The organism is Chryseobacterium gregarium DSM 19109, from assembly GCF_000430845.1.
Lineage (GTDB): Bacteria > Bacteroidota > Bacteroidia > Flavobacteriales > Weeksellaceae > Chryseobacterium > Chryseobacterium gregarium.
Map to the genome: position 1 here is coordinate 260430 of NZ_AUMU01000001.1, position 22854 is coordinate 283283.

At 40.5% G+C, this 22854-nt stretch carries 17 protein-coding genes; 13 read left to right on the plus strand and 4 right to left on the minus strand.

Translation table 11 applies throughout. From position 1 onward, the window contains the following. Window positions 1-100: 100 nt before the first annotated feature. Together H561_RS0101350 and H561_RS0101355 are read right to left on the minus strand one after the other, a co-directional pair. The gene (locus H561_RS0101350) at window positions 101-3031 is read right to left on the minus strand and encodes a reprolysin-like metallopeptidase (protein WP_034761061.1); all 2931 of its coding nucleotides are present in this window, start codon (window positions 3029-3031) and stop codon (window positions 101-103) included. 202 nt (window positions 3032-3233) lie between these two features. Further along, window positions 3234-4373, minus strand: a complete 1140-nt coding sequence (locus tag H561_RS0101355; protein ID WP_027385368.1) for an acyl-CoA dehydrogenase family protein — start codon at window positions 4371-4373, stop codon at window positions 3234-3236. A 189-nt stretch (window positions 4374-4562) separates the two neighbouring features. Between H561_RS0101355 and H561_RS0101360 the strand changes: the two genes are divergently transcribed. The 7 genes from H561_RS0101360 (at window position 4563) to H561_RS23560 (ending at window position 13545) form a co-directional block, all read left to right on the plus strand. Continuing rightward, window positions 4563-6428 (plus strand): endonuclease, encoded by a 1866-nt coding sequence (locus H561_RS0101360; protein WP_027385369.1) that lies wholly within the window; start codon window positions 4563-4565, stop codon window positions 6426-6428. A gap of 167 nt (window positions 6429-6595) precedes the next feature. Next, window positions 6596-7036: a GPW/gp25 family protein gene (locus H561_RS0101365; protein ID WP_027385370.1), complete on the plus strand. Its 441-nt coding sequence runs from the start codon at window positions 6596-6598 to the stop codon at window positions 7034-7036. Between the two features lie 24 nt (window positions 7037-7060). Continuing rightward, complete coding sequence (locus tag H561_RS0101370) at window positions 7061-8935, plus strand: type VI secretion system baseplate subunit TssF (protein ID WP_027385371.1); 1875 nt, start codon at window positions 7061-7063, stop codon at window positions 8933-8935. Between the two features lie 248 nt (window positions 8936-9183). Continuing rightward, window positions 9184-12015: an excinuclease ABC subunit UvrA gene (gene uvrA / locus H561_RS0101375; protein WP_027385372.1), complete on the plus strand. Its 2832-nt coding sequence runs from the start codon at window positions 9184-9186 to the stop codon at window positions 12013-12015. A gap of 5 nt (window positions 12016-12020) precedes the next feature. Beyond that, window positions 12021-12620 (plus strand): hypothetical protein, encoded by a 600-nt coding sequence (locus H561_RS0101380; protein WP_027385373.1) that lies wholly within the window; start codon window positions 12021-12023, stop codon window positions 12618-12620. A gap of 226 nt (window positions 12621-12846) precedes the next feature. Beyond that, window positions 12847-13257: a hypothetical protein gene (locus tag H561_RS0101385; protein ID WP_027385374.1), complete on the plus strand. Its 411-nt coding sequence runs from the start codon at window positions 12847-12849 to the stop codon at window positions 13255-13257. Window positions 13258-13410: 153 nt separating this feature from the next. Further along, window positions 13411-13545, plus strand: coding sequence for a bacteriocin-like protein (locus tag H561_RS23560; protein WP_081411615.1), 135 nt, complete (start codon window positions 13411-13413; stop codon window positions 13543-13545). 36 nt (window positions 13546-13581) lie between these two features. On the opposite strand, the gene H561_RS0101390 is transcribed toward H561_RS23560, so the two are convergent. Continuing rightward, window positions 13582-14133 (minus strand): DUF3828 domain-containing protein, encoded by a 552-nt coding sequence (locus H561_RS0101390; protein WP_027385375.1) that lies wholly within the window; start codon window positions 14131-14133, stop codon window positions 13582-13584. 111 nt (window positions 14134-14244) lie between these two features. Between H561_RS0101390 and H561_RS0101395 the strand changes: the two genes are divergently transcribed. After that, the gene (locus tag H561_RS0101395) at window positions 14245-14757 is read left to right on the plus strand and encodes a DUF421 domain-containing protein (protein WP_027385376.1); all 513 of its coding nucleotides are present in this window, start codon (window positions 14245-14247) and stop codon (window positions 14755-14757) included. A 681-nt stretch (window positions 14758-15438) separates the two neighbouring features. Here the strand turns inward: H561_RS0101395 and H561_RS0101410 are convergent. Then, entirely contained in the window at window positions 15439-15747 is a 309-nt protein-coding gene (locus H561_RS0101410) for a DUF4286 family protein (protein ID WP_228372203.1), read from the minus strand. Between the two features lie 153 nt (window positions 15748-15900). On the opposite strand from H561_RS0101410, the gene gyrA reads away from it, so the two are divergent. From gyrA to H561_RS0101440, 5 genes are all read left to right on the plus strand, one after another. Then, the gene (gene gyrA, locus H561_RS0101415) at window positions 15901-18483 is read left to right on the plus strand and encodes a DNA gyrase subunit A (protein WP_027385379.1); all 2583 of its coding nucleotides are present in this window, start codon (window positions 15901-15903) and stop codon (window positions 18481-18483) included. A gap of 32 nt (window positions 18484-18515) precedes the next feature. After that, a complete protein-coding gene (locus tag H561_RS0101420) occupies window positions 18516-19550 on the plus strand; it encodes a tetratricopeptide repeat protein (RefSeq protein ID WP_027385380.1) in 1035 nt (344 codons plus the stop codon). A gap of 362 nt (window positions 19551-19912) precedes the next feature. Next, a complete protein-coding gene (locus tag H561_RS0101425) occupies window positions 19913-20749 on the plus strand; it encodes a 1,4-dihydroxy-2-naphthoyl-CoA synthase (RefSeq protein WP_027385381.1) in 837 nt (278 codons plus the stop codon). A gap of 91 nt (window positions 20750-20840) precedes the next feature. Continuing rightward, a complete protein-coding gene (menA, locus tag H561_RS0101430) occupies window positions 20841-21770 on the plus strand; it encodes a 1,4-dihydroxy-2-naphthoate octaprenyltransferase (RefSeq protein WP_027385382.1) in 930 nt (309 codons plus the stop codon). A gap of 308 nt (window positions 21771-22078) precedes the next feature. Further along, window positions 22079-22765, plus strand: a complete 687-nt coding sequence (locus H561_RS0101440; RefSeq protein ID WP_027385384.1) for a metal-dependent hydrolase — start codon at window positions 22079-22081, stop codon at window positions 22763-22765. The last annotated feature ends 89 nt before the right edge of the window (window positions 22766-22854 follow it).

The following is a 22854-nucleotide window of genomic DNA, read 5'->3' on the forward strand; positions in this document are numbered from 1 at the left end:
ATCTAAAGTAAATCATATTATCAAATAATACGATTTAAACATAAAAAAAGCCGTCCGTTGCCGGACAGCCTTTTTCTCAATGCTTAAATCGATCAGGTAATTAGTTTTTAATGAATCTCTTGGAGATGTCTCCGATCTGAATCATATAAGCGCCTTTAATAAGGTTGCTTACATTCACAGATCCTCTTTCAAGTTTTCCTGAGTTAATTAGTTTTCCTCCCATATCGAAGATTCTGTAATCTTCATTCGTCGTATTTGAAATATATAAAATATCTTTTGCCGGATTCGGATATAGTTTAATGTCTGTTGATCCATGCTCAACGGCTACCTCACCTCTTCCGGATGAAACAATATTTAAAGTATAATCTTCCACCTGCCCGTAGGTATAAGAACCGCACGATGATGAAGGAACCGAATTATACTGCATCATTACCCTCATTCTTGTTGATCCGACAGCTGCCGTTGAAGGGATGGTTATTGATCCGGTAGCGGGGCTTGTTGTAGAACCTGATTTTGACCAGGCCAGCTCTCCGCTGTCGGTAAAATCACCGTCTCCGTTATAATCAATATAAACCGCATAGGCTTCACTGTATACCGTTGATGTCCAGACCGGAGTTACAGAAATTGCATAGGCGCTTCCTCTTGTTACGTCTGTGGAAACGGAAGTGAAGTTTTCATAACCGGATGTTCCTGAAGAGGTATTGTTAATCGTTCCGAATTTTACATTCCCGATTCTTTCGTCACCTGTATTGGTTGCTGCTGCAGAACAGTAAGAAACCGTACTTCCTGCAGAAGTGGTCACACTCACCGTATTGCTTGCTGCTGAAACATTTCCTGCTGCATCTTTGGCCCTAACCGTAAAGCTATAGGTGGTTGACGGGCTTAAGCTGGTTAACGTATAGGCAGTTGAAGCCGTTGATCCGATCAATGATGAGCCCTGATACACGTCATATCCTGTAACGCCGACGGCATCCGTTGCACCAGACCAGGAAAGGTTAGTACTGTTGGAAGTGGTGCCCGAAGCTGAAAGGGCAGGAGGAGTAGGTGCTGTAACATCTACACTGCCGGAGCCGGCATTCACCGTAATATTGGCATTGTTGACATCAAAGAAGATATGGTTAGAACCTTTTACCATAATCCTTCCTGTTGTTGTGGAAACGTTCGGGATGGTAACTGTCTGGGAACCGTCGTTTGGTGTTCCTGCCAACAGTGTCGTCCATGTACTTCCTGAATTGGTGGACCAAAGGATATCTACATTCGAGGTATTGACCCCATTGGAAGTTGTTCCTGCCACATTCCAGGTCACTGTCTGAGACGTCCCTCCCGAAACCGTGGTTGCTGAATTCTGAGAACTCACACTGAAAGGTCCTGCCGTTCCGTTGACCGTAATTACGGCATCATCGGAATTATTGCCCGAACCTCCGGCCCGGTTATCACGAACGGTAAATCTGAAATTGTAGGTTCTGGCTACATTGGATAGGGCTTCTACCGTAATTTCCGAACCTGTCGTTGTCGCAGCACCTGCCAAAACGGAGGCCATTCTCGGGAAATACCGTACCGGAGAAGCGGTTGGGGTCCAGGATCTGAAAGTCGGCCCGGAAGCTTTTGTGACACTTGCTGCGGAACTTGCGCCTGTCTGGGAAGATGAAGCGTTGTCCGTTTGTTCCCAAATATAGGTTAATGAGTCACCGTTGGCATCAGTTCCGGTTCCGGTCAACATGAAAGGGGTCCCTTTCGGGATGGTATAATCTGAACCGGCACTGGCCGTAGGAATGGAATTTCCTGTGCTGGTGCTTACAGGGCAGGTTTTGGCTTTAATATTGTTGGTAATCTGCTGAATGCTGATGGCATGGAAGAACACGTCCGAATGCGGCTGAACATCTTGGCTGGTGATTCCTGCATATCCCATAATGGTAGATCCTGATCCGGGTTCCATATTTACGCCTGTTCCTTCATTGGAGTTGGAAAACGTATGATTTCCTCCGAACTGATGCCCCATTTCGTGAGCTACGTAATCAATGTCGAAATTATCTCCTGAAGGAATGGCATCTGCCGGAGAAGTATAACCGCTTCCTTTGGAGCCGTTCGTGCATACACAGCCGATACATCCTGCATTTCCGCCGCCTCCCGAAGCACCGAATAAATGGCCGATGTCATAATTGGCTTCACCGATTACCGATGTTAAAGTAGACTGTAACTGAGAGTTCCAGCTGCTCATTCCTGAAGCCGCTGAATACGGGTCGGTAGAAGCATTGGTATAAATGACCGAATCATTATTTGAAATCAGAACCATTCTTGCGGCGAAATCTTTTTCAAAAACACCGTTTACACGGGTCATCGTATTGTTCATGGCGGCCAGCGCGTTCGCTTTTGTCCCTCCGAAATACGAGGTATATTCTCCTGTACACGATAAGGCCAGCCTGAATGTCCTTAATTTGGCATCGTCCGCATTCGGCCTTGCGGCAAGGTTATCGGTATTTGAAACCCCTTTTTGGGCAACGTCAATGACCGTACATTCAAAAGTATTTAAATCATCTTTTTTATCTGATTTTTTATAAACTACATAGGTAGAAAGATCTTTTGAATAAGGTTCGATAAAAACTGCAGATTTGTCACCGTAAATTTCCATTGATGACAATCCAAGCGGGGAAATACTAAAGTATAGGGTAGAATTTGAATCCCCGAATCCTTCTCCGACGTATGATTTGATATCAGGATATTTTAAAGCCAGCTGGGTATCAAAGTTAGAATTCTCCCGTACTTTGAAATTTTCCATTTTTCCTTCAGCATTCGGAAAAGAAATAATGATCTCTGATTTTTCTCCTGCCGCCAGCCTTTTGGGTGCTTTTGAAAGAACCGTTTTTAAGCCGTTGAAATCAAGACTGTAAATTCTGGGATTTATAATACTTTTTTTATTTTCAAAGATATCCGAAGATGCTTTCTGGGAATGTGCAGACCAAAGGCGGTTAGTCTGCGCGAAAGAAATGCCTGACAGAAAAAGCATCCCAATCACTGATAATTGTTTTTTCATATAAATTCTCTTTAGATTGTGAATTATCAAAGCTAATGAAAAATTATTTACGGAAAATAAAAACAATTAAGAAAATTTTAGAATTTGTTTATAAAAAGCTATGTAGAACATTGCATGTCATTATCTCATAAAAAGAAAATAGCACCCGAAAAATACGGATGCTATTCACTTATTGATGATATAAGTCTGATTTTCTGGAATCTTATTTTGTAATATCTCTTCCGATCACTAACCTTTGGATTTCGGAAGTTCCTTCACCGATGGTGCAAAGTTTAGAGTCTCTGTAGAATTTCTCAGCAGGGAAATCTTTGGTATATCCGTATCCGCCGAAGATCTGAACCGCATTGTTGGAGATTCTTACACAGGCTTCAGAAGCATACAGCTTCGCCATAGCTCCTTCTTTGGTCATTTTCTGCTTGGCATTTTTCAATGTAGCTGCTCTCTGGATTAATAATTCAGAAGCATCGATTTCTGTTGCCATATCCGCCAGCATAAAGTTCACGGCCTGAAATTCTGAAATGGATTTACCAAACTGATGTCTTTCTTTAGCGTATTTCAAAGCTGCTTTATAGGCACCTCTTGCCGTTCCTAAACTTAGTGCTGCAATAGAGATTCTGCCGCCGTCCAGGATTTTCATCGCCTGCTTGAAACCTTCTCCCACTTCTCCCAACCGGTAAGAATCTGGGACACGTACATTATCGAAAATCAGCTCTGCCGTTTCCGAAGCTCTCATTCCCAATTTGTTTTCTTTCTTACCTGAAGAAAAACCGGTCATCCCTTTTTCCAAAACGAAAGCTGTTGAGTTATTTTTGGCTCCTATCTCACCTGTTCTCGTCATAACCACGGCAATATCCCCGGAAATGGCGTGGGTAATAAAGTTTTTAGCTCCGTTGATGATCCATTCATCACCGTCTTTTACAGCAGTGGTAGACATTCCTCCGGAATCTGAACCGGTATTGTGTTCAGTAAGCCCCCATGCTCCGATTACTTTACCGGAAGCCAGCTGCGGAAGCCACTTGTTTCTCTGTTCTTCATTTCCGAATTCATAAATATGGTTGGTGCAAAGTGAATTGTGCGCTGCTACAGAAAGCCCGATTGACGGATCTACCTGAGAGATCTCGTCCAGGATCGTAACATACTCATGATAACCAAGACCAGAACCTCCATATTGCTCAGGAATCACAATTCCCATGAAACCCATTTCCCCCAACTCATGAAATAAATCTTTAGGGAAAGTCTGACTTTCATCCCACTCCATAATATTAGGCCTGATATTCTTTTCAGCAAATTCCCTTGCTGTTTCAGCTATCATTTTAATGTTGTCAATAGTCTCTGTATTCATATAGATAATAGTTAATTGCCAAAGATAACCAAATTGACGGAACGCCCAAAAAAATAATTCAGACGGTGAAAATTTATTATAAAAAACTAATTTTCAATTTTTTGTACCCTGAAAATTAATGATATTTTAATAAAAAATTCAGAAATTTGAGTTGATGAATTCCCTATTTTAGCCTTATAATTTTACATCATGAAAACATTTTTACTTCCTATACTTCTGATTTCATCGTATTTTGCCGCCCAAGCTCCGGCAGGGTATTATAACGGAACAGCAGGTCTCAGTGGCTATTCCTTGAAATCAAAACTTCATGATATAATTTCCGTGAAGAATGTGAACTGGAATTATGGTGATCTTGTGAATTATTATAATCAGACGGATCTTGATAAATATTATGATCATGGACCGGATAATACAACCATTCTGCTTGATATGTATTCTGAAATCCCTGCAGGAGCTGATGCCTATGAGTATACTTCTGCAAACTTGGTAAGTACTTCCGGAGCAGAAGGGTTGGGTTACAACAGGGAACATGCTGTTCCGCAGAGTACCTTTAACAGCAACTACCCCATGTATTCTGACTTGCATTTTGTAATTCCTACAGATGCCAGAATCAATCAGTTGAGGAATAATTATCCTTATGGAATCGGGAATTCTACCGTTCATTATACATTTTCCAATACTTCCAGGATTGCAAACAGTGCCATTCCCAATTATGCATATACCAACAGGGTTTACGAACCTGTTGATGAGTTTAAAGGCGATATTGCAAGAATGCTGCTGTACTTTGCGGTAAGGTATGAAGAAAAGCTGCCCTCATTTAATTATTCCACAAACAGTAACCCGGCAATGGATCGCTCTGCTTTTGACGGAACTGCAGAGCGGGCTTTTGATCCTGCCTATATTTCAATGCTTATCCAATGGCATACTCAGGATCCGGTATCCCAAAGAGAAACAGAACGGAATAACGCAATATACACAATCCAGAAAAACAGAAACCCTTTTATTGACCATCCCCAATGGGTGAACTCCATCTGGGTTCAGACTCCTGATGCCGTTGTTCCCCAAGCGCCTTTAAATTTAAACGCTGCCCAATCCGGCGCTCACTACACTTCTTTAACCTGGTCATCAAGCACCAGTGCTGATGTTATCGGATATAATATTTATCAGAACGGAGTTTTTTTAACAGCTACCAGATCTACATCAATAGTTATTGATCATCTGAATCCTTCAACCTCGTATTCCTTTACCGTACGCGCTTATGACCAAGGCTACCTGCAATCTCCGGACAGCAATACCGCTACAGTATCCACTTTAGCTTTAGACACAAAGTCCAGAGATCTTTTAATTGTTAAATATATTGAAGGAACCGATCATAATAAAGCTCTTGAAATTCTAAATAGGACCGGTCATGAAGTCAATCTGAATAATTACAGCATACGGGTGCAATATTATAACAGTGTAAATGATTCTTATTATTTCGGAAACAGTTTTGAGCTTGAAGGAAAAATACCGGATAACGAAAGCTTCGTGATCCTTAATCCCAAATCACTATTATCATGTTATACGAATACTGATGCAAGGTTTTTAACAGCAGGTGATGCGTTAACTTTTACAGGGACTCAATATATTGAATTGGCATACAAATCAACAACGGTTGATGCCATAGGAAGTAAGTTTGTAAGCAACACCAATGCAGACCTTTCTCTTTATAGAAAAAACAGCGTGACGCAGCCTGTTTCAGTATTCAATATAAGTGAATGGGATTCATACGCAGTCAATTATTGCCAGGATTTAGGTCAAATGTCGATTTCGGAAGACATTCATGTTAAGACTGATAAATTTCAGATTTATCCGAATCCTGTTCAGGATGACATTTTCATTTCGGGAAAGGCTGATGATGTGAAATCTGCACAAATACTGGATTTTTCCGGAAAACTGATCTATTACGAACATCTGCCTTTCAAACACAAAAGAAATATTCCCGTTGATAATCTGCCGGCCGGTTCCTACTTGCTAAAACTGGACGACGCTACTTATCAGTTTATTAAGAAGTAAACACTACTTTTATCATTTCATTTCAATAGTTTCAGGCTTCATTGGAACTGCTGGGAGATATGCCATAATTTAAAATTTATCATGTTGTATCTCGTGAAAAATGTTTAAATTGGTATTTCTTTCGCATGCATACGAATGATGAAATAAAACCATAAAGAAGCTGAATCATGGATACACCAAATTACAGAATGCCTTTTGTACCGTCGGTACTTATGACGGAAGGTGGAAGTATTGACACCTGTGACATGGGTGAAAGCATCGCCCACAATATCATGCTGCTGATTACAACCAAAAAAGGAGAGAACCGGTATGATGAAAATTACGGGAATGACGTCTGGAACCTGGAATTTGACAACGGAGTAACCAGTGCCGTATGGGAAAACGTTTTTATAAAAAGCCTCAAAAGGCAGATCCAGGAATATGAACAGAGAATTGTCCAGCCTCAGATCGATGCCCATTTACAGATTGTTGAACACAGCTACGACACCAAAGAACATACAGAAATCAAGAAAAAAGTAAAAATAGCCATCAATGCAAAAATGGAGTCGACGGGAGAGCGTTTCAGCTTTTCTACAGAATTGTTTTTGAGCCCAATGTCGATTGATTAAAGATTATTAACGGTAACCAGAATTATGAATTTAGACCAGAATATCTATTCCAAAGAATCCGTAAAAGCCAGAATGCTTCAGAATGCGACCAAAGTGTGGGGATTAAAAAGCCCGCAGTCTCTGGATCCCTTCGTAAAACTGCTGATCGATGCCTTCAGCACTGAAGTTTTCAAAGCGAACAATGAAATACAGACCGTCAATGCCAGAATTTTAGAGAAGCTGGCGAAATTACTGACCCCTTCTATTTATACTCATCCGGTTCCCGCGCATGCCGTCGCTTTCACACAGCCTTATGAATCGTCTGAAGTGCTGTTGGAACACACCGAGTTTTTCTTCAGAAAGCAGATGACTTCCACAGTTAAAGCCGAATCCGATAAGCAGATCAATATCCCTTTTACTCCGGTAGGGAATATTAAAATCAACAAAGTACAGACTGCAATGATGTTTGTTGGAAATACCTGTTACAGCATCGATGAAAGGTTGAATAAAATCCCGATTGCAAGATTTCAGGGAAGACCGGAAGATTACAGAAAAGTTACCATCGGAATTGATGTTACGAAATATTCCCATGAAACATTTCCTAAGTATATAAGCATCTATTGTTCAAATCCTGCGTTTGAACACTTGGATTTCACGTATAAGCTACTTCCCTATATTACCGTTTCAAGCAACGGAAGCCCTTTGTTTGTAAAAGAAGGACTGACCTATCTCACCAACGATCAGCCGGACGGATATGAACAGATGTTTCGCGAGCAGTCGATACAGAATAAACTGATTGAAGATGTAAAAAGTATTTACCAGCATAAATTCATAGAAATTTCAGGCCTTTCGGACCGTCTTTTTTCGGAGCCCGGCAAACTTCCGGATAATCTCAGCTTTATCGATTATAAGGAAGAAATTATGAAGCATATTGACGGAAAGCGTTATTTATGGCTGACCTTGGAATTCCCCCCGCAGTTTTCCTCTGAAATTTTAGATAATTTTTCTTTTGTACTGAATGCTTTCCCGATCTATAACAGAGGCTGGAAGAAGACAGAATACAGCCTTGACATCATGGGGAACAACATTCCCTTGGTCACAGATGAAGGCGAACATTTTTTATATGTTGATGAAGTTCAGGACGGGGACGGAAGAAGGTATACTGAAATTCCGTTTACCCCGAATGATGACCTTAAAAAAGGTCTTTATACCGTTAGAAAAGGTGGGATGGAACGCTTTACCAACCGAAACGCTGTCGATATGATTGCCAATGTACTTGAGCTGACGAGAGATGAAATTGCCGCCTTCTCTTTACTCAACAGGGATAACGTAAAAGGGGTTTTAAGCGAAATGTCCGATAAAATGAAATCTATGGTTCAGAAAGTGAATAATGCCAGAAGAAGCATCAAACAGGAACTGAACTATGTTATTATGGAACCGGTAGAGAAAACAGACCATACCTATGCGGCTTTCTGGATTACCCACTGCACATTAGCCAACCACATGCGTCCCGGAACCGAGTTATCCAACCAGCTGAAATCACAGACCCTGATCCTTCTTACCGAAACCATTGGCGGAGCGGAAGAGCAGAAAGGAACCGACAGTATCCAGGCCTATAAATATGCACTTACCACAAGGGATAAAATCATTTCTTTGGAAGATGTGAAAAATTACTGCAGAATGGTGATGAAGGATGAGCTTAAAGAAGTGCGTGTGAAACGGGGAACCATGATCAGCAATAAGCCCAAGGAAGGATTCATCCGCACGGTTGAGGTTGAGATCATTCCGCAGAACTACACTTTTTATGGAAGGGTCTATTGGGAAAATATGGCAAACATCCTCCGCAACCAGATTATTTCAAAAGCGATAGACGGAATAGAGTATCTGGTAAAAATCACCAATGAAGATGCTGATTTTTAAAATGAATAAATACAGGACAAAACCGGTGAACATCATCACCGGTTTTTTGTTTGTATGAAATATGATTTAATTTTTAAAGTTGGGTTATCAATTTTGAATACCGTCTAAAACTCATTGAACTTATCATTAAGTTAATAGGAAAACCCTATAGTATTGAGTTAGCCAATCTAACATTTTTTAACACCGGAAATTCCATAAAATTCCGTAATTTTGCACTGCGTGATTTTCATGTGAGATCATACCAAATTATGAGTAAATCAACAGAATATATAGAAGTTTACGGTGCACGCGAGCACAATCTTAAAAACATCAATGTTAAAATTCCGCGCAACCAGCTGGTCGTGATTACCGGGCTTTCAGGGAGCGGAAAATCCTCATTGGCTTTTGATACGATTTTTGCAGAAGGCCAGCGCCGTTATATTGAAACGTTTTCTGCCTATGCAAGACAATTTCTGGGAGGACTTGAACGTCCCGATGTCGATAAAATCGAAGGGCTTTCCCCGGTTATTGCGATTGAGCAGAAGACCACCAACAAAAACCCGCGTTCAACGGTAGGAACGGTGACCGAACTGTACGATTTCCTGCGTCTTCTGTACGCAAGGGTTTCGGATGCCTACTCACAGACTTCAGGAAAGAAGTTGGTAAGCTATACCGAAGATCAGATCCTCCAAGCCATCAAAGAAAATTATAAAGGCCAGAAGATCATGCTGATGGCCCCGGTTGTACGTTCGAGAAAAGGACATTACCATGAGCTTTTTGTACAGATGGCCAAAAAAGGCTACGGACAGGCAAGGATTGACGGTGAACTGCAGGATATTGAGTACGACCTGAAATTGGACCGGTACAAAACCCACGATATTGATATTGTGGTTGACCGCTGGATTATCGGCGAAAGCGCATCCGAAAGCAGAATGGAAAAATCACTGCGTACGGCAATGGATATGGGAGATGGGATTATCGGGATTCAGAAACTGGGAGGCAGAGATATTGAATATTTCTCTAAAAACCTCATGGATGCAGAGACCGGCCATTCTTTAGCTTTGCCTGAACCCAATACATTTTCGTTCAACTCACCGAAAGGAAGTTGTCCGAGCTGTAAAGGCCTGGGAATGATTAAGAAGATTAACACCGATCATTTCGTTGAAAACCCTAAGCTGTCCGTCAATCAGGGAGCTTTATTGCCTCTGGAAGATATCAAGTCCAACAAATGGATCCTTGCCCAGATTAAGAATATCTTGGAAATCTTCGGGTTAGGGCTGTCGACCGCTTTTAAAGATATTCCGGAAGAAGCACTGGATTATATCTATAACGGGTGCCATAAAGAATTTAACAAAGACTTAAAATACGCAGGCATTGCCAAAAAGATCAAAATCAGTTTTGACGGGCTGATTCCTTTCATGGAAGAGCTTATTGAAGAAAGGGAATCTTACGAGTCAATTCTGCTGGAAAGACATTTTACCACGGAAGAAACGTGCCCGGAATGTAAGGGAACCCGCCTCCAGCCGTCAAGCCTAAGCTTTAAAATCGACGGAAAAAATATTGCTGAGGTTAACGGGTTGAGTTTAATTGACCTGAAGGAATGGTTAGCAGATGTCCGGGGGACCTTCTCAGAAAAAAATGCCATTATTGCCCACGAAATCCTGAAAGAAATCGAAACCCGCCTTCAGTTCTTACTGGATGTCGGTTTGGATTATCTGAGCCTGAGCCGAAGCTCAAGAACCCTTTCCGGAGGGGAATCCCAGAGGATCCGCCTGGCGACACAGATCGGGTCTCAACTGGTCAATGTCCTGTATATCCTTGATGAACCGAGTATCGGACTGCATCAGAGGGATAATGAAAGGCTGATTAATTCGTTGAAAAACCTTCGTGACATCGGAAATTCCGTTCTTGTAGTGGAGCATGACAAGGATATGATTATGGAAGCCGATGAGGTGCTGGATATCGGGCCGAGAGCCGGAAAATTCGGAGGTGAAATCCTTTGGCAGGGAAAACCGGAAGACCTGATCAAAGCGGATACCATCACAGCCCAATACATCAACGGAAAAAGGAAAATTGAAATCCCGGCTGAAAGACGTGCCGGAAACGGAAAGCACATCATCCTGAAAGGAGCCACAGGAAATAACCTTAAGAACGTCACGCTTGATGTCCCTTTGGGGAAATTAGTTGTGGTTTCAGGAATTTCCGGAAGCGGAAAATCTTCGCTGATTAACGGGACCCTGTATCCGATTCTCAATAAGCATTTTTACAGGGCGGTCCAGGAACCTTTGCCATACAAGAAAATCGAAGGCCTTGAACATATTGATAAAATTGTGGACGTAGACCAGACCCCGATCGGGAGGACTCCACGTTCAAACCCGGCTACTTACACGGGAATGTTTACCGATATCCGTAATCTATTTGCCGAACTGCCGGAAAGTAAAATCCGTGGGTACAAGCCCGGCCGTTTTTCTTTCAATGTTAAAGGCGGAAGATGCGAAACCTGCCAGGGCGGCGGTTTAAAAGTTATTGAAATGAACTTTTTACCGGACGTATACGTTCACTGTGAAACCTGCAACGGAAAAAGATTCAATAGAGAGACTCTGGAAGTCCGGTACAAAGGGAAATCGATTTCCGATGTGCTTGAGATGACGATTGATGAAGCCGTAGATTTTTTTCAACCGATTCCTAAGATTTTTGCTAGGGTAAAAACGTTACAGGATGTGGGATTAGGGTATATCACGATGGGGCAGCAGTCGACCACGCTTTCCGGAGGAGAAGCCCAGCGTATCAAGCTGGCTACGGAACTGGCCAAAAGGCAGACCGGAAATACCTTGTACATTCTTGATGAACCGACGACCGGTCTTCATTTTGAAGACGTGAAAATCCTGATGGATGCGATTAACCGTTTAGTGGAATTAGGAAACTCATTTATCATCATTGAACATAATATGGATGTGATCAAACTGGCCGACCATATTATTGACGTTGGTCCTGAAGGCGGAAAACATGGCGGACAGATCGTGGCCCAGGGGACACCGGAAGAAATAGTGAAGTCTAAGAAGAGCCTGACCGGGAAGTTTTTGAAGAAGGAGCTGCAATAGAGGTAATGAATATATTGGTACAGAAGAGTGGAAGAAACTCAAAATCATTTGAAATTCAGGAAGACGGAATTGTAGTGAAGGATAATTTTGCAAAAGAAGTACGGGAGTATAAAGTTTATTTTACAGATATTCATGATGATGAAAGTGTTATCCGCAAATCCAAAGATTTCGTGCTTATCGCAATTGTTATTTCTGTATTATTTAACGGAATATTACTCAACATAGTGATCAACGAGTCGTATAACCTGTCTGCATCAACCGGAATCATTGTTTTTATAGCTATTATGATTCCTGTTTTTGTAATTGTGGGATTATGCAATAACGAATTCAGGAAAGAAAATTCAAAGACGATTTCAGCGGCAAAACCTCTTATTTTTTCGTATATGAAAAAAGAAACGGCTGAGGTTGATTTGTTTATTTCCAATATTAAAGAAAGTAAAAAGAATTATTTTTTAAAAATTTATTATAAGGTTGATAATTTGATTCCAATACATATACAGATGAGCAGAATCCACTGGCTTTATGAAAATAAATACATTACTGAAGGTGATGCAAAATTTATCATTGAGCAGTTAGAAAGCAAGCGGATCATTGAAGGATTATAAATTAATATTCTGGCTGGATTGATACAATTCAGCCTTTTTTATATTCTGATTTCAAATACCAATATTAAATTTTCAACATTTATAAAATTTATATAACTGATAATCAATGATATAAATTACAATGTTAACCAAATGTTAACTGTGTATTAATTTAACATGAATTATTTCATAACTTTGATAAAGAGATACCAGACAAAATAAGTTTAATCTATAAAATCAAAACGTTATGAAAAATAAAGTTCAGCTGTTTTTTGCTTCAGTTTTTATATTTGGATGTATGGCCGTAATGAATATCCTGAAGGCACAAACCGTGAATACAGAAGCCAATACCATACAGGAAGTCCAGTTATATAAGAATGATGCCTTTGCTGAGATCAGGGAAATGTTAGTTGATAACTTCGATTTTACAAATTCTGATTACAAGCAAGGTGTTGTGAATTCCGAAGTGAAATTTGAGATCGCATCCAACGGAAAAATTGTAAATGTTCATTCTACCGGCGACTGTAAAAACGTGAGTAAAGAAATCGAAAATGTTTTAAAAGGGTCTTACTATAAAGTGGACCGTAAAAAATCAAATGCTGATATGATGGCGTATACTTACGTAATGCCCGTAACATTGGAAATTGACAACAGATAATCAAAAATTCATAATATTTTATATTGTAAAAGCCATACAGAATTTTGTATGGCTTTTTATTTTAAGACACCAGATCGTGAATATTTTAAATAAGTTATATAATAACTGTTGAAAAGCTGCGTTTATAGAGAATAATCAATACCATTAAACAATATGAAAAATTTAAAGAAACTCAACAGAACAGATCTGGAATCGGTGTACGGCGGGCAGCCTAAGCAATACTGTGTATACTGCGAAAGACTAAACAAAACAGTATGCAGTACCGTCCCGATCGGTACATGCCCTTAAAACAGGCCGCTCCATGGAGCGGCTTTTATTTTATAGTTATTCTGCATCAAAAACAAAATTTTTTAAACCTGTTTTCAGGTCTTTTATATCCGGATTGTCACTGAAATTAATATTATCCACTTTCCAAGTGTCTCCCACTTTTACCAGTTGTACTTGGTCTGTCCAGACTGTTTTAGGTGAAAATGCAGAATTTTCAAGCTCAATATCTACCTTTGCCGACGTCTCCGAAGGATCTGTTGTATGGATTTTCTTTATCTTATATGAAGTAAGCCCTTCATACTGGCTTGTAAAAACAGAACCTTCCAGCAGCATAGGCTTATCGTCCGGATATTTGCTTTTTTTGATTCTTTCCATATCTGCTTTGGATACATTAACTGCATCTTCGAGGGCTTTTTTCAATTCAGGGGAAAACACGGCTTCATTAATGGGTTTATCATAGAGCTCTTCACTGGAAGTGCCGTAGGTAGTGTAAATCTGGTTAATACGTTGCGTAATTTCCTGATCGGCACGCTTTTCAGCATTGCTTTCTGTTTTTCGGCAGCCTGTAAAAATAAGACAGATACCCAGCAGTAAAAGTAATGATTTCATAATGAGTTGTACTGTTGGTTTGTGAATTTACAAATTTTTAATTGAAGATTAATTTTAATATCCTGACATGCCATATAAATTTGATACATTTGGGTCTCTAATAAAAGTATTGTGAATCCCATTTTAGATGTTGTTGTCCGTTCGCTCTGTGTTTATCTTTTTATGGTTATCGCCATACGCCTTTTTGGCAAAAACCAGCTTTCACAGCTCAATGCCGGGGATGTCGTTTTGCTTTTGCTGATTTCCAATGCCGTCCAGAATGCAATGGTAGGCCAGGATACGTCCCTTCAGGGCGGACTGATTGCCGCGCTCGTTCTTTTTGTCGCTAATTTTATTGTTAAAAGGTTGATGTTTTCAAGTCAGAAGTTTGAAAGTTTTCTGGAAGACGACCCTGTTATTCTTGTGAGGGACGGAATAATAGATGAAAATGCATTACAGAAAGTTAAAATCAGCAGGGGAGAGCTGGAAGAAGCAATCAGGGAACACGGTGTTGACGGTATTGAACATGTGAAGCTGTCCATCCTCGAAGTTGATGGAAACATCAGCGTGGTATCGGAAGACGAAAAGAGCAAACAGACCCATTATTCCAGGATTAAAAGAAAAAGCAAAAGAAAATATAACTGAATATTTTACGCCTAATTAACTATTCAATTCTGTATAACTTCATCTCGCTGCCTCCGGTCAGATAGCTAAGGCATAGAAATCTGGTAATTGCCTGGCATTATCCTTGTTGTTTTACCTTCGAAATTTGAAAAGTTGAAGAAATGGAAGGATTGATTATGGCCGTCGGAATCATTATATCTTTTTTGCTTCTGACCTCATTGTAGTGCATGAACATCCGGGAAGAAAAGGTGTGCCGCCGGGACAATCGAAGAGAATGCATGTATATGAAAAAAGGGGACACGGGCATCAAAAACACAGAGGCCATCACGGTCACAGACATGTACATTGGCATCACAGATAAATTAAAAAAGAAAAACAGGAGCACTGAATTTTCAGTGCTCCTGTTTTTGTACCATAAGTTTTTCTTCAGATGATGCAGTTGGCATCTGTATTGATCATCCTAATCTGAATTTCAAAAAAAAGAATTATGAAAAATGTATCAAAATTACTGATGGCTCTGGTTTTGGCCGGGGTTCTTTCTTCATGTCTGCATCATCCGCCGGCACCCCCAAGACCGCCGAGACCACCGCATCACGGGCGATAAAACAAAACCATAAAGCCCGGAAATATCCGGGCTTATGTATTAAGATTTTAAATGATAATTAAGGTATAGGATTCCTGAATATATCCTGTCGTAATAAACTACATTCTTGATGTTTTTGTATTAAGGAGTGTATTAAAAATCATGACTTCCTGTCCGAACTTCGTTTCAATCCGTTCCGAAATATTCTGCAGTTCGCTTTCCATAAAATCCTCCCTCAGATCATTGTTCTCAAAAAGAAGAAGAAGGTTATAATTTTTACCTTCATCAATATAATCGCTGTGCACTTCAGAAAGGATATATCTATTGACATCCATTAAATTTTCTGCCATTAAAACAAGCGTTTCATTCATATAATTTTCCCATTCCTCAAGATTATCTTTTGTACAGTGGAAAGTTATGCTAAGCATGCTCATATTTTATGATTTTTTAAGATTCTATGCGTAAATTTTACCGTAAAAATCGGCAAATTTTTCGTAAATTAGCCCGTTAATTGAAAATACAAAAAGATAATTTTCAGACGTACAGCTAAGGGTCTGACTATCATTATAATAAAATTGTTTATGCAAAAAGAAGGAGAAAGACTGATTCCTATCAACATTGTTGATGAAATGAAGTCGTCTTATATCGATTATTCGATGTCGGTTATCGTCTCAAGAGCGTTACCTGATGTAAGAGATGGCTTAAAACCTGTTCATAGAAGAGTACTTTACGGTATGTATGGACTAGGGGTTTTTTCTAATAGGAAATATTTAAAATCCGCGAGAATTGTTGGGGACGTTTTGGGTAAGTACCACCCGCACGGAGATTCTTCCGTTTATGATGCAATGGTAAGAATGGCACAGGACTGGAGCCTGCGTTATCCTCAGGTTGACGGACAGGGTAACTTCGGTTCCATGGATGGTGACCCGCCGGCAGCCATGCGTTATACCGAAGCAAGATTAAAAAAGATCTCTGATGAGATTCTTTCAGACCTTGACAAAGAAACGGTGGATTTTCAGAATAACTTCGACGACAGTTTACAGGAACCGACTGTAATGCCTTCAAAAATCCCGAACCTTCTGGTAAACGGAACTTCAGGTATTGCAGTAGGGATGGCGACCAATATGGCGCCTCACAATTTAACGGAAGCGGTCAATGCGATCTCTGCTTACATCGACAATAGGGAAATCACCATTGATGAGCTGATGCAGCATATTATTGCGCCCGATTTCCCGACCGGAGGGATTATTTACGGATATGACGGAGTAAGGGATGCGTTCCATACCGGCAGAGGCAGGGTGGTTTTAAGAGCAAAAGTGGCTTTTGAAGAAATCGGCAACAGGAATGCGATTATTGTCAACGAAATCCCATATCAGGTCAATAAGGCTGAAATGATCTCGAAGACAGCTGACCTGGTGAAAGACGATAAGATTCCTGGAATTTATGAAATCAGAGACGAATCCGACAGACGGGGTCTGCGTATCGTTTACGAACTTAAAAATGATGCGATCCCTAATGTTGTTTTAAATTTATTATACAAATATACTTCTCTTCAGACCTCTTTCAGTGTCAATAGTATTGCTTTGGTACACGGCAGGCCGGAACAGCTGAACCTGAAAGATATTATTCATCATTTCGTAGAGCACAGGCACCAAATCATTGTCAGAAGAACTGAGTATGAGCTCAGAAAAGCCAAAGAAAGAGCTCATATCCTGGAAGGCTTCATGAAAGTGATCGGAACGCAGGACTCATTGGATAAAGCCATTGCTATTATCCGTCACAGTGCCAACCCTCAGGCGGCAAAAGAAGGATTGATTACAGAGTTCGACCTGTCTGAAATTCAGGCCCAGGCTATTCTTGATATGCGTCTTGCCCGTCTTACGGGAATGGAGCTTGACAAGATCCGTGATGAGTACGATACCATTATGAAGGAAATTGCTGATCTTGAAGACATCCTGGGTAACGAGCCGAGAAGGTTCCAGATCATTAAGGATGAACTGGTTGAAGTAAGAGAAAAATACGGAGACGAAAGAAGAACCGAAATTGATTATTCAGGAGGTGAAATGTCAATCGAAGACATCATCCCGAACGAATCTGTGGTACTGACAATTTCTCATGCCGGTTATATCAAAAGAACTTCCCTTTCAGAATATAAAATACAGAGCAGAGGCGGTGTTGGAAACAGGGCAGCTACAACAAGGGATGAAGACTTCCTGGAGTATATCGTTTCCGCAACCAACCACCAGTACATGCTGTTCTTTACGGAAAAAGGAAGATGTTACTGGCTGAGGGTATTTGAAATCCCTGAAGGTTCCAAAACATCCAAAGGACGTGCTGTTCAGAACCTGATCAACATTGAGCCGGATGATAAAATCAAAGCCTACATTAGAACCAATAACCTGAAAGATTCAGAATATGTCAATCAGATGAGCGTGGTTATGGTTACTAAAAACGGGACCATTAAGAAAACCTCTCTGGAAGCTTATTCGAGACCGAGAATCAACGGGGTGAATGCCATTGAAATCAGGGACAATGACCAGTTGTTAGGGGCTTACCTTACCAACGGGACTTCCCAGATTATGATCGCGACCAAAAATGGTAAATGTATCCGTTTCCCTGAAGAAAAGGTAAGAGAAGTGGGAAGAGGTTCTATCGGAGTTCGTGGGATCAGCATGGAAGATAACGATGAAGCCATTGGTATGATTGTGGTCAACGATCTTGAAAACGAAACGGTTCTTGTTATATCTGAAAAAGGATATGGTAAAAGAACTGCCGTGCTGGATTACAGAGAAACCAACAGAGGAGGAAAAGGTGTCATTACCTTGAATATTACCGAAAAAACAGGAAACCTGATTGCAATCCAGAATGTAACGGATGAGGACGGATTAATGATCATCAACAAATCTGGGGTTGCCATCCGTATGAATATGGATGAGATGAGAGTGATGGGTAGAAATACACAAGGTGTGAAGATGATCAATCTTAAGAAAAATGACGAAATTGCAGCGATTGCGAAAGTAGAAATGGATAAAGAGGTGGAAGAAGTCATTGGAGAAAATGAAGGAGGAGCAGAGCCTGCAGCTGATCACCCGGAAAATAATACAGAAGCGCCCCAGGCTGAAAGCCAGGATCCTACAGAGGAAAATAACGCGGATACTGAATAACAATAGTGTACAATTAATATAAAATAGTGATTATGAAAAAGCTGATTTTAGGTATGGCTATCGTAGCATCAACTTTTGCTTTCGCACAGAAAGGTGATGCAAACGCTAAGCTACAGGAAGCTAACAAGGCGGCAATGGATGCATACAATGCAAAAAACTATGCCGTTGCTGCTCCTAAGTTTATGGAAGTTTACAACTTGCTTAAAACAAGTGGTCAGGATAATAAAGTTTATATGTATTACTCAGGTCTTAATTATGCTTTGGCAAATGATATAGACCAAGCGACTAAGATATATTCTGATCTGATCAACTCGGGCTATACAGGAGTGGAAACAACCTATACTGCGAAAGAAAACAAATCCGGGGAAGTAAAAAGTTACGATAAAGCAACCTGGGAACTGTTGAAAAAAACCGCATCCAAAGATTATTCTGATTTCAAAACAGAACAGTCCCCAAGTGTGGAAGCAGATTTGTATGAAACCTTATCAACGTTACTGTTAAATGCCAAGAAAAACGATGAAGCTCTGGCCATCATTGAAAAAGGTTTGGCAAAGTTCCCGAACAGCACGAAGCTGAAAGAATATCAGGGATCTGCGCTATACGCTTCAGGAAATACGGATAAATTCATGACGAATTTAAAAGAACAGTTGGCCAAGAACCCTAATGATGCCACCAACTGGTATAATCTGGGAGTGCTTCAGGCTAAAAATCCTGAAACGGCAAATGAAGCAGTCACTTCTTTCCAGAAAGCCATTGATCTTAAAGCCGATTTTTCCAACGCTTACCAGAACCTGGTATACACGGTAATCGGAGATGATGAAAAAGTGGTAACCGATATCAATGCTTTAAGAAAGACCAAGCCGGATGAAGCGACCAAACTCATTGAAGCCAGAAAAGAAAGATTCGTTAAGGCGACCCCTTATGCTGAAAAATGGTATCAGGCAATGCCTAATGATATCAACAGCGTTCAGGTATTGAAAGATATCTACAATACGACGAAGAATACGGCTAAGTATAATGAAATGAAAGTTAAAGAGGCAGAGCTTAAGGCACAGCAGCCTAAATAATTCAATCAGAATCAATATAGAAAACCGGAGCAGCTTTGTTCCGGTTTTTTGTTGATCGGATTTCCAAAATGCGATGATAGTTTATCGAAAACTTTCCTTTAAACAATACCGGAAAATATAAAACAGGCTTGCATCGGGCATCATTATTAATCTGTCTTTAAGGTCAGTCTGCAACGTATGTTGATAAATCATAATTTTCAGTCCTGATGCTAAACCGTCATGTTAAGGATTCTGGTCACAATAGCATTACGGGTAATTAAGTATTTTAGTTTCAATATCCCGCTGATTTCTGTATATTATCCTTAAAAATCCGCCTTAAAATTCTCTGCAATTCCGTATCTTTGAGAAAAATTTTTACAAAAATGATCGAGTGGAAAACCGCCAGGGAATACCAGGACATTACTTACAAAAAATGTAATGGTGTAGCGAGAATTGCTTTCAACAGACCGGAAATTCGGAACGCTTTCAGACCCAAAACAACTTCAGAATTATATGATGCTTTTTATGATGCTTCTGAAGATCCTTCCATAGGGGTGATTCTTCTTTCAGGAGAAGGGCCGAGTCCGAAAGACGGAGGCTGGGCATTCTGCAGCGGCGGAGACCAGAAAGCGAGAGGACATCAGGGGTATGTAGGAGAAGACGGCAGGCACCGCCTGAATATTCTTGAGGTTCAGCGTCTGATCCGTTTTATGCCAAAAGTGGTTATTGCAGTAGTCCCGGGATGGGCAGTCGGCGGAGGCCACTCTCTCCATGTCGTATGTGATCTTACATTAGCGAGTAAAGAGCATGCCATCTTCAAGCAGACGGATGCCGATGTTACCAGCTTTGACGGCGGTTACGGCTCAGCTTACCTTGCTAAAATGGTCGGACAGAAAAAAGCCCGTGAAATTTTCTTTTTAGGCAGAAACTATTCTGCTCAGGAAGCTTTGGAAATGGGCATGGTCAATGCCGTAATACCTCATGCGGAACTGGAAGATACCGCTTACGAATGGGCACAGGAAATTCTGGCCAAATCCCCGACCTCGATCAGGATGCTTAAATTCGCCATGAACCTTACCGATGACGGCATGGTAGGCCAGCAGATTTTTGCAGGTGAGGCGACACGTCTGGCTTATATGACGGAAGAAGCCCAGGAAGGGAGGAATGCATTCCTTGAAAAAAGAAAACCGGACTTCGGAAAAGATCAGTGGATCTCTTAACATAAATAAGAAGTTAGAGGTTAGAAATTAGATATTAAACTTATGCAGTTTAATCTAACTTCTAACTTCTAATGTCTAACATCTAAATATTATGTCAGATTGGATAAAAGCCGCAAGGCTTAGAACATTGCCGCTTTCATTAAGCGGAATTATCATGGGTTCCTTCATTGCAAGATGGAAGCTGTATGGTGAAGGCGGAACCTGGGACTGGAAGATTTTCGGTTTAGCCCTTTTGGTGACGTTGCTTTATCAGATTTTATCAAACTATGCCAATGATTACGGAGACGGGGTGAAAGGAACCGATGCGACAAGAGTTGCAGAAGCAGAATCCAGAGCGGTGGCATCCGGAAGAATTACGGCCGGACAGATGAAGAACGCAGTAATCATTTTATCCGTATTATCTTTCGCGGCAACGGTTGCCCTTCTGTACGTTGCTTTCATTCCGCAATATATGAACGAGTTTTATATTTTTATCGGACTGGGCGTGGCAAGTATTCTAGCGGCCATCGGGTATACTGTGGGAAAAAAACCTTACGGATACATGGGTCTGGGTGATCTTTTCGTTTTTATATTTTTCGGCCTTGTTTCAGTGTGCGGGAGTTATTTCCTTTTTACAAAAACATTCAGCTGGGATATGCTGCTGCCGGGGACAGCTGTAGGAATGATGAGTATGGCTGTTCTGAACCTGAATAATATGAGAGATATCGAAAGCGACCGGTTATCAGGGAAAAATAGCTTTGCACTCAGGATCGGTTTTAAAAATGCCATGATCTACGAAATGATCTTATTGCAGCTCCCGTTGATCCTAATGCTAATGTTTTTTGGCGTAAACGGTTTTTTCCAGACCCAGAACTACTATGTTTTTATCGTGATGATTTTGCTGCTTCCGTTGATGAAACTGCGGAGACAGATCATGGCCGTGAAGAACCCGAGGGAACTCGATCCGTTCTTAAAACAGGTAGGGATCATGACTTTCGTAATGGCTGTTCTTACGGCTTTCGGGCTTAATTTTTTCAGTTAAATGAATGGATAAAACTATTAGTGTTTTTTCATGGTTATCCATTATTGCTTTTGTCAGCTATGCTTTATTGTTTACGAAAGAATTGTTTAACAATTTCATGTTATCCACTCTTGATATTGTGCCCATTACATTCGGGATCATATTATTGCTGAATTTCACAATCGCTGTATTTATAATCAGAAAAAAATTAAAACCTAATATTCCTGTTTTGATATTCCAGATTTTTATAATTACATTATGTCTGTACTTAGTGTACTATTTTAATTTCGGAGGAGTAAAAGTTGATTAAAAATAATAAATAAATTAAAATGAAAATACAATTCTTAGGACAAAACTGTTTTTTGTTCACCTACAAAGACAAAACGATTTTATGCGATCCTTTCTACAGCTACAGAAAAGCGGAATCAGGGTTTGATATTTCGGCTCAGAAAATCGATTATATTTTATTGACCCATGCTCACGGCGATCACATTGCAGATGTAGAAGAAGTATTGCAGTTCCATCCTGAAGCAACGATTATCGCTGTTCCGGAAATCTGCGGATATTTTAAAAATGCGAAAAATACAGACGATGTTAATTTAGGAGGATCAGCAAAAATCGATGATCTTAAGATTTCCATGGTTCCCGCTCATCACACGAGTTCTTTTCCTGACGGAAGCTATGGAGGAGTTCCTGTAGGGTATATTTTCAGGCTTCCTGAAGGTAAAAATATATATCTGGCAGGTGATACCGGTGTCATGGCAGATATGGAATTATTTCCAAGGTTATACGGAAACCTGGACCTGTCAATCCTGCCGATCGGAGGCCACTACACCATGTGTTCCAGAAAAGCGGCTTTCGCGGCAGCAGAATTATTGAGAACCCCGAAGGTTATCGGATGTCATTTTGATACATTCCCTGCCATTGAGATTAATCATGAAAGCGCATCGAAGCATTTTTCAGATAGAAATATAGAACTTGTTTTGCCGAAATTAGGTGAGGCGTTTGAATTTTAATAAACAGAAGGTAATTTGAAAATTAGAATGGAAATGCTGAAAAGTTTAGAAACAAAAAAAGATAATCTTCAAATTACCTTACTTCAACT

Bases quoted from the DNA above. Each gene is read 5' to 3' on its own strand.
- H561_RS0101440 (WP_027385384.1), top strand. From the start codon at position 22,079: ATGAAAATACAATTCTTAGGACAAAACTGTTTTTTGTTCACCTACAAA.
- H561_RS0101420 (WP_027385380.1), top strand. From the start codon at position 18,516: ATGAAAAAGCTGATTTTAGGTATGGCTATCGTAGCATCAACTTTTGCT.
- H561_RS0101370 (WP_027385371.1), top strand. From the start codon at position 7,061: ATGAATTTAGACCAGAATATCTATTCCAAAGAATCCGTAAAAGCCAGA.
- H561_RS23560 (WP_081411615.1), top strand. From the start codon at position 13,411: ATGAAAAATTTAAAGAAACTCAACAGAACAGATCTGGAATCGGTGTAC.
- H561_RS0101425 (WP_027385381.1), top strand. From the start codon at position 19,913: ATGATCGAGTGGAAAACCGCCAGGGAATACCAGGACATTACTTACAAA.
- gyrA (WP_027385379.1), top strand. From the start codon at position 15,901: ATGCAAAAAGAAGGAGAAAGACTGATTCCTATCAACATTGTTGATGAA.
- H561_RS0101365 (WP_027385370.1), top strand. From the start codon at position 6,596: ATGGATACACCAAATTACAGAATGCCTTTTGTACCGTCGGTACTTATG.
- uvrA (WP_027385372.1), top strand. From the start codon at position 9,184: ATGAGTAAATCAACAGAATATATAGAAGTTTACGGTGCACGCGAGCAC.
- H561_RS0101390 (WP_027385375.1), bottom strand. From the start codon at position 14,133: ATGAAATCATTACTTTTACTGCTGGGTATCTGTCTTATTTTTACAGGC.
- H561_RS0101350 (WP_034761061.1), bottom strand. From the start codon at position 3,031: ATGAAAAAACAATTATCAGTGATTGGGATGCTTTTTCTGTCAGGCATT.
- H561_RS0101410 (WP_228372203.1), bottom strand. From the start codon at position 15,747: ATGCTTAGCATAACTTTCCACTGTACAAAAGATAATCTTGAGGAATGG.
- H561_RS0101355 (WP_027385368.1), bottom strand. From the start codon at position 4,373: ATGAATACAGAGACTATTGACAACATTAAAATGATAGCTGAAACAGCA.
- H561_RS0101385 (WP_027385374.1), top strand. From the start codon at position 12,847: ATGAAAAATAAAGTTCAGCTGTTTTTTGCTTCAGTTTTTATATTTGGA.
- H561_RS0101380 (WP_027385373.1), top strand. From the start codon at position 12,021: ATGAATATATTGGTACAGAAGAGTGGAAGAAACTCAAAATCATTTGAA.
- H561_RS0101360 (WP_027385369.1), top strand. From the start codon at position 4,563: ATGAAAACATTTTTACTTCCTATACTTCTGATTTCATCGTATTTTGCC.
- menA (WP_027385382.1), top strand. From the start codon at position 20,841: ATGTCAGATTGGATAAAAGCCGCAAGGCTTAGAACATTGCCGCTTTCA.